The organism is Neobacillus cucumis (genome assembly GCF_023715505.1).
The window spans coordinates 73,622-88,019 of the sequence record NZ_JAMBOH010000002.1 but is presented as its reverse complement, the minus strand read 5'-3'; the positions used below and the strand labels follow the sequence as shown (position 1 = coordinate 88,019).

12 protein-coding genes are annotated in these 14,398 nt (G+C 37.8%); 5 read left to right on the top strand and 7 right to left on the bottom strand.

Going from position 1 to position 14,398, the window contains the following annotated elements; all coding sequences use genetic code 11:
* Nucleotides 1-486 precede the first annotated feature (486 nt).
* The gene (locus M3226_RS03150; protein WP_251563207.1) at nucleotides 487-1,752 is read right to left on the bottom strand and encodes an MFS transporter; all 1,266 of its coding nucleotides are present in this window, start codon (nucleotides 1,750-1,752) and stop codon (nucleotides 487-489) included.
* A gap of 62 nt (nucleotides 1,753-1,814) precedes the next feature.
* A complete protein-coding gene (locus M3226_RS03145) occupies nucleotides 1,815-2,828 on the bottom strand; it encodes a zinc-binding alcohol dehydrogenase family protein (RefSeq protein ID WP_251562513.1) in 1,014 nt (337 codons plus the stop codon).
* Nucleotides 2,829-2,980: 152 nt separating this feature from the next.
* Here M3226_RS03145 and M3226_RS03140 point away from each other — a divergent pair, with 152 nt between their 5' ends.
* A complete protein-coding gene (locus M3226_RS03140) occupies nucleotides 2,981-3,856 on the top strand; it encodes an AraC family transcriptional regulator (RefSeq protein ID WP_251562511.1) in 876 nt (291 codons plus the stop codon).
* A gap of 169 nt (nucleotides 3,857-4,025) precedes the next feature.
* Here the strand turns inward: M3226_RS03140 and M3226_RS03135 are convergent, their stop codons facing one another.
* From M3226_RS03135 to M3226_RS03120, 4 genes are all read right to left on the bottom strand, one after another.
* A complete protein-coding gene (locus tag M3226_RS03135) occupies nucleotides 4,026-5,204 on the bottom strand; it encodes an NAD(P)/FAD-dependent oxidoreductase (RefSeq protein WP_251562510.1) in 1,179 nt (392 codons plus the stop codon).
* 36 nt (nucleotides 5,205-5,240) lie between these two features.
* A complete protein-coding gene (locus M3226_RS03130) occupies nucleotides 5,241-5,651 on the bottom strand; it encodes a DUF1641 domain-containing protein (RefSeq protein ID WP_374110543.1) in 411 nt (136 codons plus the stop codon).
* A gap of 668 nt (nucleotides 5,652-6,319) precedes the next feature.
* Nucleotides 6,320-7,171, bottom strand: a complete 852-nt coding sequence (locus M3226_RS03125) for an aldo/keto reductase (RefSeq protein WP_251562506.1) — start codon at nucleotides 7,169-7,171, stop codon at nucleotides 6,320-6,322.
* Nucleotides 7,172-7,207: 36 nt separating this feature from the next.
* On the bottom strand, nucleotides 7,208-8,191 hold the full coding sequence (locus tag M3226_RS03120; RefSeq protein WP_251562504.1) for an aldo/keto reductase: 984 nt from the start codon (nucleotides 8,189-8,191) through the stop codon (nucleotides 7,208-7,210).
* 206 nt (nucleotides 8,192-8,397) lie between these two features.
* Here M3226_RS03120 and M3226_RS03115 point away from each other — a divergent pair, with 206 nt between their 5' ends.
* The 4 genes from M3226_RS03115 to glsA all read left to right on the top strand — a co-directional run bounded on the left by M3226_RS03115 (nucleotide 8,398) and on the right by glsA (nucleotide 13,129).
* Nucleotides 8,398-9,315: an AraC family transcriptional regulator gene (locus tag M3226_RS03115; protein WP_251562502.1), complete on the top strand. Its 918-nt coding sequence runs from the start codon at nucleotides 8,398-8,400 to the stop codon at nucleotides 9,313-9,315.
* A 678-nt stretch (nucleotides 9,316-9,993) separates the two neighbouring features.
* A complete protein-coding gene (locus M3226_RS03110) occupies nucleotides 9,994-10,227 on the top strand; it encodes a hypothetical protein (protein WP_251562500.1) in 234 nt (77 codons plus the stop codon).
* A complete protein-coding gene (locus M3226_RS03105) occupies nucleotides 10,214-11,965 on the top strand; it encodes a SulP family inorganic anion transporter (protein WP_251562499.1) in 1,752 nt (583 codons plus the stop codon). The genes M3226_RS03110 and M3226_RS03105 overlap by 14 nt, the downstream gene beginning before the upstream one ends.
* Nucleotides 11,966-12,199: 234 nt before the next feature.
* On the top strand, nucleotides 12,200-13,129 hold the full coding sequence (glsA, locus tag M3226_RS03100; protein WP_251562497.1) for a glutaminase A: 930 nt from the start codon (nucleotides 12,200-12,202) through the stop codon (nucleotides 13,127-13,129).
* A 480-nt stretch (nucleotides 13,130-13,609) separates the two neighbouring features.
* On the opposite strand, the gene M3226_RS03095 is transcribed toward glsA, so the two are convergent.
* A complete protein-coding gene (locus tag M3226_RS03095) occupies nucleotides 13,610-14,398 on the bottom strand; it encodes an ABC transporter permease (RefSeq protein WP_251562495.1) in 789 nt (262 codons plus the stop codon).

Below are 14,398 nucleotides of genomic sequence, written 5' to 3'. Positions count from 1 at the left end.
TCATTATTATTATTTAATTAAGTTAAAATACTACTCCTAGATTATTATCTCCCAACCAGAAATAAAACCCAAGCGAAGTCTCTTCCTTGGCCCTTGTTCTTAATATAAATTTATGTCAATATTTTTAAACTTTACTATTGTAAAATAAAAGTTTATAAATTAATCTGTTAGGAAAATAAAAAAATCCACTAAGACCAGTGGATTTGCAGTCAGACATATGTAGCCCTTTAAGTAATGCTCATTCCTTTTAAAAATTTATTAACAAAACCGACTGCCCAATGGATAGCCGGTTTGTTAGACTCTTCTATTCTTATAGCCATAGCTTACACTGATTTACACTTCAAAAAGCCTGTTTAGGTACAAAATTCGCATCATAAGCAGATTTAAATTACAGAATAAAAATTAGAGGAGCTGATCATTCTTTCCATCGGGCCAAACTTAAAGCGCTTTAATTTTAAAAAAGATAAAAACTAAACTTTTTAGTATTTAAACTGTGATTTTTACAGATTCTTTTTTAGTACTTGCATACTTAATCGGACGAACAAAACGGATTACTGATAAGGAAGCAACAATAGCCAACCCGCCTGCTAATAAAAAGGCTGATGTGAACGAACCAGATTGATCCACAAGGTACCCTGTTAATGCAGGTCCAATTATCCCAGCTGTATTGGCTAAAAAGTGCATAAATCCACCGACTGAACCCACACTACTTTGCTCCACAACATCCTGTACGATTGCCCAGTAAATGGCTCCTGTTAAGTAAAGGAAAAAGACGGACAGGGCAACTAATGTTACGGCACTGACTGTGGTTGTTACAAGGCCGGCACAGCCAATACAAACAGCTGAAATAAATAGACAAGTGACGAGCACAACTTTTCTTGAGAATAAAACACCTTTGTTTGTAAATTTTTTAAAAACAAAATCTGAAACAAATCCGCCAGAGGCAAGTCCGATAAAGCCTACAATCCATGGAATCATTGTAATAACACTCATGTCCTTTACATCCATATGACGGGCATCTACCAAATAACTTGGGAACCAGGTTAAGAAGAAGAACAAAATATAGTTATAAGAAAAGAACGCAAATGCAGTAAATAATACCGTTTTTTGTTTCAAGTAAAAAGTTAATGGGCGTCTTTGCTGTGAAACATGGTTGATATTTACAACAGTTGACTTTTCTTTAGAGGCTGCGGGCTTTTCTTTCACAAATTTCCACCATAAAACCGCCCAAACAAGACCAATAACCATTATTAAAAGAAATGATATTTTCCAGCTGAATGTAATGGCGATAAACCCTACAATTGGACCTGAAATGGCACCTCCGAGTGGTGTTCCACTATTCGTTAAACCAACAGCAGACGCACGTTGGTCAGCTGGAAACCAGTTATTGACCATTTTACTGATGGTTGCCGAAAGCGGCCCTTCCCCCATACCGAATAAAACACGAATGACAATTAAACTAGTAAATCCCACTGCTAATGCAATAGCACCACTAAATAAGGACCAAACAATCATTGCAACGAACAAAGTAAGTTTGGCACCATATTTATCAGAAGCCATCCCGCCTATAAAGTTGAAAATTGCATATCCAACTGAAAAACTACTAAAAATAATTCCCAACTGGGTTGCTGATAAATGTAAATCCTCCTTAATAAAAGGAGCACCAATGGATAAGGCAGATCGGTCAAGATAATTAATTACGCCAGCTAAGAATAATAAAATCAGTACAGGTAGTTTATCTTTTGAGAACATTTTTGATAGCATCATATACCCCCTATTATGTTGTTAACGCTTTCACATAATTCATAATTTAACTATACTTCAACAATAGCCTTAATTACTTTGGCCTCAGGGGTTAACCATCCTTCAAATTGATTGATCATCTCATCAATGCTTGCACGATGGGTAATATACGAATCAATATCCACTCCACCACTTTTTATAGAGTTTACTACATATTCAAAATCTTCTCGAGTAGCGTTACGACTTCCCATTAATGTCAGTTCTTTTTTATGAAAATCAGGATCATCGAATAAAATATTACCTTTAGTTAAACCAACGTAGATTAATTTCCCGCCATGTGCAGGATAGTTAAACGCATCCGTCATTGAATTACCATTTCCAGTTGCATCAAATACAGCTGTTGGCATTTCTCCTCTTGTTATTTCCTTGATAGTCTCCAATGAATTTTCCAATGCGTTCACTGTAAAATCTACTTTGGCCCATTTACGACAAAACTCCAAACGTTCTGGGTTTACATCCATTGCTATCACTTTAGCTTCCTCTTGCTTAGCAAATGCCATTACCCCTAATCCAATAGGTCCGGCACCAATTACTAGAACGTATTCCCCCTTTTTAAGTGAAGAACGTCTAATGGCATGTGCACCTATACTTAAAGGTTCAATCATTGCAGATTGATCTAATGTAAGCCCATTGGTTTTAATTAAATGATTGTACGGAACGGTAATCCATTCACTCATTCCACCTTCAATGTGGACACCTAATACCTTCATATCCGTACAGCAGTTTGTTTTGCCATTTCTACAAGCAATACATTCACCACATTCCATGTAGGGAATAACGGATACTTGATCTCCTTCCTTTAATCCACAAGAGTTTTCCCCTATAGATTCAATTTGACCAGAAAGTTCATGACCGAGTACACGAGGATAGCTAAAAAAGGGTTGGTTGCCTTTGTATGCATGGTAATCAGTGCCACAAATGCCAATGCGGCGAATATGAACTAAAGCTTCTCCTGTTTTAAGTACAGGAGTTTCCACTTCTACCATTTTAAATTGATTTGGTTGGTTACAGACTATACTTTTCATTTTTGGGGTAACACTCCTTTTAATTTATAAAATTAGAAAACCCTTTCATTTTGAACTCCCCTCCATCTTATCATCAATATTTGAAATAAAAGTTACATTTATTGCTTTATTTATACCCTTTTTTGATATACCATTTATGTAGGTGATATCTATTGAAAAGCGTTCAAAAAATTTCAAACAATAACTTGTTGTTTCCTTTTTCTTTCATATACCAAGATACAAAGAGCCCACAGAAAGAACTGCCCGACCATATTCATGATTATTATGAAATTGTTTATGTCTACAGTGGAAAAGGGACTTTTTTCATCGATGACATTTTTTATGACATGAAACAAGGTGACGTATTTCTTATCCCAAACAATATCATTCATCGTGCAATGCCTGATAAGGAAGAACCTGTGACATCTACCATTATATTTTTTAGCCCAACATTACTTTATAATGTCTTACTTGATGATTCTTTTTCTTATTTAAATTTGTTCGAAATGGCAGCGAAAATTAAACATTATAAAATATCCCTTCAGCTTGAGCATCAAAAAAAAATAGAACAACAACTTTTAAACATATTTCAAGAAACTATAAAAAATGAACTGGGATCTAGACATGCCTCAATGCTAATTGTTCACCAACTCATACTTGAATTATATCGGGCCCACATGGACAATAAACAGCACATAGTGGAATCTAACACCTATGGACCAGATTGGATTAAAGAAATTTTAGTCTATATTAATAACAATTTAAGTCATCCATTAACCCTGACTGAACTTGCAAACGAGGCACTAGTCAGTGCTTCCCATTTTAGTAGAGTATTTAAACAAACAACTGGGATGGGATTGACCATTTATTTGAATCATAAAAGAGTTATCAAGGCTAAAGAACTATTACTAAAAACAAATCAAAAAGTTTCCTTTATTGCCGAAATGTGTGGGTTTGAAAGCATAACCCATTTTCATAGAATCTTTAAAAAATATATGGAAATGACCCCAGCGACTTATCGAAAAGAGAATAAGATACCATATTCATAATATTGCCCTTGATTAGAAAAAATGTTTGTTAAGTAACACAGCATCTATTCTGGCGACGGCTCGAACATTTCTATAAAAAAAAGAAAAAACCACAGTGTGAGGAAACACTGTGGTGCTTTAATTTGAGAAAGCCGTATTCATAAATAGTAGCTTAATAGCTTCGTTAGTATTAATAAGCTAAACTGAACAATGCTTTAATATGTGATAAGTATCGAACATTACTAGCTTCTTTCATTAATGACGCTGGCATCCCTTTTAGTGGAATAGCGTTCGCACCAATAGTAGCTACCGCATCTTTACGTCCCAAGCTTGCAAGGGTTCCAGAGTTAACTTGAGAGAACTCTTTGAAAGCTTTGTTCTCTAAGAAGGCAAAGACATTGTATCCTGTTTGTTCTCCCATTTGCCATGCAATTTGGGCAGTAGGCGGGAATGGTCGTCCTTCTGGACCAAAGACAACCGCACTGTCACCGACAACGAATACGTCTTTATGTGAAGTAGATTGAAGATATTCATTAACGGTTGCGCGTCCACGATCCACATCAAGCCCTGATTGACCTACTAGAGGATTACCTTGTACTCCGCCAGTCCAAACGAACGTATTAGCAGTAATCTTTTGTCCATCTTTTAAATCAATGACATTTCCTTCTACGTTGGTTACAGGAAGGCCTGTTAAGAATTGAACACCACGTGCCTCTAAACTCGCAGTAGCTCGTTCAATTAATGCATCTGGTAAAACAGGTAAGATTTTAGGGCCTGCTTCTACTAAAAGCAGCTTTACTTCTTTTGGATCCACACCATAGCTTCTAGCAAGTTTAGGCATGATATCAGCGATTTCTCCAACCAACTCAACACCGGTCAAACCACCGCCGCCGATAAGAATCGTTGCGTCTGCATCATTTTTCGTTTTTGCATATTCAGCGATCCGTTCTTCGATATGTTGATAGATTTTATTCGCCTCTTCAGCTGATTTTAACACCATGCTGTTTTCTTCTAATCCTGGTATACCGAAGTAAGCTGTTTTGCTTCCTAAGGCCACGACTAGCGCATCATATGATAAAGTAGATCCATCTGAAAGTTTTACTACTTTTTGATCTACTGAAAATGACTCTACCTTTGCGATTTTAAGCTCAATATCTTTTCCTTTGAAAAGCTTCGCTAAAGGCATGGCCACTGCCTGTTCTGCAACACTTCCTGCTGCCAAACGATGAAGTTCTGTGATAATTTGATGTGTAGGGTACTGATTCACCACAGTAACTTGTGCTTGATCTTTATTTAAATATTTACGAATATTAATAGCAGCTAATAGTCCGCCATATCCGGCACCTAAAATAACAACTTTCTTTGACATAGTCTCTCCCCCGTCTCTATGGATGTACTGGTAAATTTATTTCGCTGAGCGTTCTGCCGAAACCTCAAGATAAGCGTTAATAAAACGGAAAAGTTTCTGAGCTTGAGGGTCTTTAATCATTTTCAAAAGTCCAAATAAACCGATCACTTCATTACTTTCATCGGCACGATCTTTTGCTTCAATTGCAGTAGCAGCTAGATTTTTCACCGTATCTTTAACAGGTTCTACAATCTCTGTAATGGCTCCAATTGTATCATTTTTTAATACTTCATCTGTTGCAACTGACTGGGCAAAGTCATATGACTTTGTTAATATATTCACAAGTTCGGTCAATTTTGGAAGCTGTTCTACTAAAGTGGTTAATGATTCCTGAACCTCCGGCTTTAGCAACTGATCAAGTACATCAAGTTGTTCTGCTTTAGTTGGTTCTGACTTTGGTCTGTCCATAACTTCTAACATATCTTATTCCCCTTTCGATAGGCTGTTAAGAATTTGGGCTAGTAATATTAAATTAATAGAATGGCCGATATGTAAAATAAATGAAAGACCATTATATATAATTATTTATTCCTGCCAGCTTTTCTCCTAAACAATATAAACACTATATAAAAATTATTTACTAACAAGATAATATGATAGAGTAATTTAGGTTTTTTTTCAAGGATTCATTTTTTTACAATCATTTCTTAACATTCTGAATAATAGTAACATGTAATATCAAACATTTTTTTACGGTGTGTATAAATTTCTCTCTCTCCCCTAAGTTCTAGATTATTTCCTAAAAGAAAAACCTAAACCACCAAAATCGAAGGCTTAAAAAGCCCTCAATTTTAGCGATTTAGGTTTTGCCTGGATAACCAGTAACAATCCAATCGGGTTTTGCCTGAATAACAGTAACAATCCCAATTAGTTTTGCCTGCGTACACCAGTAACAATGCTGAATTCACATTATTTATTTCATATAACTACATTATAAATAGTACTTAGATCCTTACAATGGTTAAATGACGCCAATTTGTTCATTTTTAAACAAATTAATCATAATTGTTAATTATCTTCAGGTAGTGGACTAACACAATCTTTAATGTGATAGAAAAGTTACAAAAGTAAAAACATTAAATATCTAGTTTACGGGTACCGATCCATTTTACAATTTCGGGATCGTTATGGGAGAAAAACAAGCTGTTATTGGTATCTAATGAAGCAATTGAATCCATATCCTCTTGGCTTAATTCAAAGTCAAAGATATTAAAGTTTTCAATAATTCTTTCTTTATGAACAGATTTTGGAATGACTACGACGTCTCTTTGCGTCAACCAACGTAAAATCACTTGAGCAACTGATTTATTATACTTTTCGGCTATTAATACTAAAACTTCATTTTGGAACATGTTATTTCTTCCTTCAGCAAAAGGCCCCCAGGACTCTATCTGAACATGGTGCTCTTTCATCAGTTTAGCACTTTCTATCTGCTGGCAGAAGGGATGCGTTTCAACCTGGTTTACGGCAGGGGTAATTTCATTATGAATAATCAAATCTACCAGACGATCTTTCTGAAAGTTACTAACACCAATTGCCCTGATTTTTCCCTCACGGTACAATTCTTCCATCGCACGCCAAGAACCATATACATCACCAAACGGCTGATGAATTAAATACAAATCCAAATAATCCAATTGCAGTCTTTCCAGTGATTTTGCGAAAGCTTTCTTTGTGCTCTCATAACCCGTATCTTGGACCCAGAGTTTTGTAGTAATAAATAATTCCTCTCTTGGTACGCCACTCCGCTTGATTGCTCTGCCAACTGCTTCTTCATTCAGATAAGAGGCAGCGGTATCAATTAGCCGATAGCCTGCCATAATAGCGTGATAAACGCTTTGTTCACATTGATTGGCATCTTGAATCTGATAAACACCGAAACCAAGTATAGGCATCTCTACACTATTGTTCAAAGTTACTTTTTGCATTTGAAATCCTCCAGTTTATTTTTATTAAACAAGATATTATTTGCCCACTCTATTTGCGTATTCTGCCGGATATCGATCTCCGGAAATCTCAATCTTCGAGAGCGTATTGTTCAAATCACTTAGTTCCCCGGTGGTCAGTTCAACCTCAGCTGCGCCAAGATTTTCTTCCAGACGGTTCAATTTGCGTGTACCGGGAATCGGAACAATCCATGGCTTCTGGGCAAGTACCCATGCTAGTGCGATTTGAGCCGGCATTGCGTCCTTCCCTGCTGCGATCTCCTTTATTAGTTCGACCAGAACCTGATTTGCTTCGATATTCTCAGGTTTAAAACGAGGCACAATGCTTCGGAAATCGGAGCTATCGAATGTGGCATTTTTGTCAATTTTCCCGGTAAGGAATCCTTTACCCAACGGACTGAACGGAACGAAGCCAATTCCAAGCTCTTCAAGTGTAGGCAGTAGTTCTTCTTCAGGACTTCTCCACATCATTGAGTACTCACTTTGAATGGCAGTAAGCGGATGAACCGAGTTTGCACGCCGAATCGTTTTCACCCCTGCTTCAGAAAGTCCCCAATGCTTAACCTTGCCTTCCTTGATTAGGTTTTGTACTACTCCAGCTACTTCTTCTATCGGCACATTTGGGTCAACCCGATGTTGATAGTAAAGGTCAATGGTATCAATCTTAAGGCGTTTGAGCGATCCTTCGACTGATTTCCTAATACGCTCCGGCTTACTGTCAAGCACCTGTTTTCCATCTACCATTTGGATTCCAAATTTAGTAGCGATAACCACTTTTTCCTTGAATGGAGCAAGCGCTTCGCCTACCAACTCTTCATTTACATATGGACCATACACTTCGGCAGTGTCGAAGAAAGTAACACCTCGGTCAATTGCCTCATGGATCAACCAGATCATTTCTTTCTTGTCAGATGCCGGTCCATAACCATGACTCATTCCCATACAGCCGAGCCCAACAGCAGAAACTTCCAGGCCACTTTTTCCTAATCTTCGCTTTTGCATTATGAATCATCCTTTCATTTATTTTGTTGTTACCTTAAATTCCAAATGTTATTGGTTCTAGCTCCTCCTAATTATGCAATAAATGTAAAAGCGACCGTTATCCAAATCCTCTTAAATGATTGCCTATTCCTCTCACACCCACTTACGCACCAGAAGGATATGCATTATAATGGAACAATCAAGAATGAAGGCGCAAGGAGGAACTTATGTCTGAACAAATCTATAAAAAACAGGATAAGCTCGCTAAACTCATAGAGCAGCATACAGGCCGGGACGGTGTTCACGAGACCACAATTCCGTCTCTATTTTTCATTCGCCAATCTACTGATATCGGACCAAGACACAAAGTTTATAAGCCTTCCTTGTGCATTGTAGTTCAAGGTGTGAAGGAGAATTTGTTAGGGATTGAGCGATTTCGTTACGGTCCTTCCAATTACCTTGTTACATCAGTTGACTTGCCGGTTACAGGACAAGTCATGGAAGCATCCGCTGAAGTGCCATATCTGGCTATCAAACTTGAATTTACGCCGCATCAAATCATTGAGGTTATACGGGATATGGGAATTCGAGTTGGCCCAAAAGAAAATGCTAAACGAGCGATGTTTGTCAGCCGCATTGAAGTTCCTTTGTTGGAAGCAGTAATTAGGTTAGCTTGTTTATTAGACAATCCAGAAGATATCCCGGTGCTTGCTCCTCTCTTCACGAAGGAAATTCTCTATAGGGTTCTTCAAGGTAAGCATGGTGTCACTCTTGAACAAATGGCCATTGAAGGAAGCTCTACTAATCAAGTCAGGGACGTAATTGAACACATCATGAAAAATTATGTTAAGTCCATTCGCATTGAGGAACTTGCGGAAATAGCGAATATGAGTGAGTCTTCGCTTCATCGTCACTTTAAAGTGGTTACCACTATGAGCCCGATTCAATTTCAAAAACAATTGAGACTGCAGCAGGCCCGTCATCTATTATTGTCTGAATCAACGGATGCAACGGATGTCGCATTCCGTGTAGGCTATGAAAGTCCGTCACAGTTCAGCCGTGAGTATTCCCGTATGTTTGGGCTTCCTCCTATAGAAGATATCAAACGTTTGAGAATTGAATATGACCAAAGGATTAATGGATGATTCCCTATGGGGCACCCTAACCGAAGATTGTTTACTTTATAGTTGATCGAATAACAAGTGAAGCTTATTATTTGATGAACACAACAAGCAACGATATAGGAAGATATTCACTGAAACCCTCCTAATTTCGTTGCTTTCCATTTTCTTTATTTCTTTTTCCTTTTTTGGTAATTTAATAATTTCACCAGTTTTAACATCTTCTTAATTCTTTACTCTTATTTGTCTTTCATGATCCGATGAAGGACGCTTTCCCACTAGACACCTCTCATATTGTCTTTCATTACCTCGATGAAGGACACTTTCCTATCAAAACCGACTAGTTTTATCTTTCATCACCTTGATAAAGAACAGCTCCCATTAGAACCACTCCTTTGATCATTCATTAATTCGGTAATAGACATCTTCCCGCTAGAATCCACTCCAATTAGGTTCTTTATCCAAACATTCCTAGTAGAATTTCCTCAAAAAAACAAGTCATATACTAGAGCTAAAGCGGGATTTAACAACTACTTTTAAGATTCCTCACACTATAGTCATGACATAAAAAGGCAACATTTTACCTACAATTTATTAACAATTTTTTCACATTTTCCCATTATATTATATATATATGTGATATAACATTACATCTAATGTTATGTATTACACCGATCATTATGTGAAATAGGAGGGAAATCTATGTCTACCATTTCAAGAATCTTAGATTTTAACAAGGAGTTCGACAATCAACACAAGTATCAGGAATTTCAAACGACAAAGTCTCCAGAAAATAAACGTCATTTTTCATGTATGAATACTCGGTTCCTAGAACTGCATCGAAAAGCGATGGGATTAAAAAACGTAATGAGGTCCATTCGAACGAGACAAACTTATCTAATCTTGAAAGCGGGGTGTTTTAATGATCGATTATAACCGATTTAAAGGCTATAATCTTGGCCATATTCAAAAAGATGTGGTGGCTGGATTAATTGTTGGGATTGTAGCGATTCCTTTAGCAATGGCCTTTGCAATTGCTTCGGGGGTAAGACCGGAATACGGGCTTTATACCTCGATTATTTCCGGGATTTTGGTCTCTCTTTTCGGAGGATCCAAATATCAAATTGCAGGGCCGACAGGAGCCTTTGTTCCTGTATTATTGGGAGTGGTGCTGCAGTTTGGTTATGAAAAATTATTGATTGCCGGTTTTCTGGCAGGCGTGATTATTTTTCTAATGGGTGCGTTCAAATTAGGGAGGTTTATTAAGTTTATTCCACGGCCTGTGACCATCGGGTTTACGGCTGGAATTGCAGTGATTATCTTTTCTGGCCAAATTGCCAATTTCTTAGGGCTGAGTAACTTAAAAAAAGAAGAAGCATTTCACTTAAACATGAAAGAAATTCTCTTAAACCTGCATACCATTAACGTCTACAGTGTTCTGGTAGCTTTTATTAGTCTAGCCATTGTTCTATTGGCAACAAAATATATGCCAAAAATCCCCGGAGCACTGTTGGGGATAATTGTCTCAACTTTAATTGCTTCTTATTGCTTTCCGAATCAAGTTTCAACTATTGGTTCTACATATGGAGCCATTCCTACTGGGCTACCAAATTTTGAATTTCCGCAGATTACCGGTAGTTTAGTCATTGAACTTCTGCCTGCCGCTCTGGTTATTGCCATGCTAGGTGGAATTGAATCCTTATTATCTGCTTTAGTGGCGGACAGTATGACCAACGAAAAGCACAATAGTAATAAGGAGCTGATGGCGCAAGGACTGGCCAACATGATAACCCCTTTATTTGGAGGGATCCCAGCTACAGGTGCTATTGCACGAACAGCAACTAATATTAAAAACGGCGCGTTCTCACCCTTATCCGGTGTTATACATGGGGTTGTCGTATTGATGGTATTAGTCATGCTCGCACCATATGCCTCGGCCATTCCATTAGCCAGTATGGCACCGATTCTTATGTTTGTTGCATGGAACATGAGTGAACGCAAAGAGTTTCTCCATATCTTTAAAACCAAAACAATGGATTCGCTTGTATTAGTCACTTCCTTCCTCTTAACCGTTGGTATCGACCTGACCACTGGTGTCGGCGGAGGAATTATTTTAGCGCTAGTGGCATTTGTTCGGAAAATGAGCGAGACTTTGAAAGTGTCGAAGGTTTTGCCGGACCCGGCTGATAAAATGGTGAAAAAAGAAATCGTACAGCAAGGTTCTAACTGTCCGCAAATTCATATTTACACATTAGAAGGACCATTATTTTTCGGTACCACTGAACGATTGGAAGAAGAAATTGAAGAAATTCTTAGTTCGAAGCCGCGAGTTCTTCTATTAAGAATGAGCAAGGTTTCCTTCATTGATACTTCAGGTGAAGCTCTCCTCTCCAGAATCGTTAAACAATTAAAGGACCAAAAACAACATGTCATGATTTCCGGTCTACGCGAACAACCGAAAGAATTACTTTGGGCAACGGGACTGAACAAAAAGATAGGTGAAAAAAATATTTTTGAACATACCGGTGAAGCTCTCAATGCCGCACTGGCACAACTGGAGATTAATAAGTGTAAAGGCTGTAAACAATTTGCTTTCAGCGAATGCGCAAAATTATCTTACCAGCCAATAAAGACAACACAAGCTAAAAATTCAATCGTGGCACCAACAACCTAATCAGATTTAACGCTCAGGGTTTCAAGTTCAAAAATCCCTTTCCTTGTAATATTAGGAAGGGGATTGTCTTTTAACACTTCACGTTTTAAAAATTTTTGTATTCCTCACATTGTCTAATGTCATTTAATCTAATTCAACCAGAAAAATCATTTTCTATAAAACATGTATACATTGAACAATTTTTATCATGTATGAACTCAATTTCATAGGCAAAACTACTATGGGTGATTCTTTATGCCATGTCAAACAAGTGGTGAATTAAAACTATTAGTTGATGAAGCAAAAAAATATACAAAAGATGGCAAGGTTGCTGACTATATTCCCGAGCTGGGTAAAGCAAATCCAGAGGATTTGTCCATTGCCATTCATTATCCAGACGGAAGATGTATCTCAGCCGGAGATATTAATAAAAAGATTACACTGCAAAGTATTTCAAAGGTTATAAGCTTGGCTCTTGTCTTAATAGAAAGAGGCTTTCAATATGTATTTGAACGGGTTGGAATGGAACCGACTGGAGACCCTTTTAATTCGATTGCCAAATTAGAAACAATGGCACCAGCCAAACCGCTAAACCCTATGATCAATGCAGGAGCACTTGTTGTCACCCACATGATTAAGGGGGATTCAGTTGAGGATAGGTTGAATCGGTTATTAGCCTTTATTCAGGAGTTGGCCGACGACTCTTCCATCGGCTATTGTGAGGAAGTCGCCCGGTCCGAATTCGAAACGGCTAATTTAAACCGGTCATTATGTTATTTTCTTAAGCAGCATAATATTATCATTGAAAATGTTGAAACATTATTAGATTTATACACAAAACAGTGTGCCATCGAAATGAATTGTCTGGATTTAGGAAGGATCGGAATGATTTTTGCGATGGATGGAAAAGATCCTCTAACTGGAAAACAGATTATGCCTGAGGATGTAGCGCGAATCTGTAAAACATTTATGGTTACGTGCGGGATGTATAATGCGTCAGGAGAATTTGCCATCAAAATTGGTATTCCTGCTAAAAGTGGCGTATCAGGCGGTATCATGGGGGCTGTGCCTGGGAAATTTGGAATCGGAATTTTCGGCCCTGCACTGGATGAAAAAGGTAACAGTGTGGCTGGAATTAAACTATTGGAACTTTTATCTAGAAATTATCGGTTGAGTATGTTTTAAAGGCTATTTTTCCTTAAAAACGGCAAAATAAGAGGCATGGAATGTTTATATCCGTGCCTCTTATCTGCTGTAGTATCTGATTTTTTTCTCCTTTGGGGGTTATAAACCGTTCTTATCCTCTGTAACTCTTAATTACTTTTTCCTTAAGGAGTTATGAATTGTCCTTATCCCCTGTAGCTTTAATAATCTTTTTCTTCAGGGGATTATGAACCATTCTTATCCCCTGTAGCTCTAGTAATCTTTTTCCTCAGGGGTTATGAACCATTCTTATCCCCTGCAGCTCTAATAATCTTTTTCTTCAGGGGGTTATGAACCACTCTTATCCCCTGCAGCTCTAATAATCTTTTTCTTCAGGGGGTTATGAACCATTCTTATCCCCTGCAGCTCTAATAATCTTTTTCTTCAGGGGATTATGAACCATTCTTATCCCCTGTAGCTCCCAATTTTCTCTCTCCTCGGGACTTTTAATCCACAATGATTTTAACTACTCGCACTAGTATAATTCGCAAGTGCAAACTTCCAGAAACGACGGGACAGCCAAAAGAAAACAACAGCGACAATGAGTGACACAACTGTTGTTCCACCATTCCACTTTCCGATTAAAGAACTTGCCGGAGTAAACGTAAGAAACGCGGCAGGAAAAACATAGGTTAAAGCCAGTCGCAGCCAACCTTTATACATAGTGATTGGAAACCGAGTCGTTTCAAAGAAAGAGTTGAATAAAAAAGATAAATCATCCATTCGAATCACCCAAAAGGCGGTGGTCATCAATAACATCCACAAAGAATAAATAATTAATAATGCCGCAATAATGCTAACCAAAAAGAAACCTACATCAAGCAATGACGGTATGAAATGCCTTTGAACTAAGCCATAAATAATTAATCCAACCCCTAATAACACATCAATCAAGCGCCAGAAAACAAGATGCCTCAGACTGACGAAAAACATGCTATCAACGGGTTTTGTGAGCACATAATCTAATGTTCCCATTCGAATATGCATAAGCAGTCTCGGCATATTCGGGCGAAGAGCAAAATCAACCAACCCTTGCAAGGTATTGAAAATACCAAGAAGAATCAGAACATCAGCATATGCCCAGCCCCCCAATTGATCTGTTTGATAAAAGAAAATTTGGACCATCAAAATCGAAACGATAATACCAAATAAACTTGAAAAGAGATTCCCTATAAACTCACTGCGGTATTCGAGTTCTTCTACCAGACAAGTTCGAAAAAATTCTTTAAATATCCCCCAATATCGCCTCAT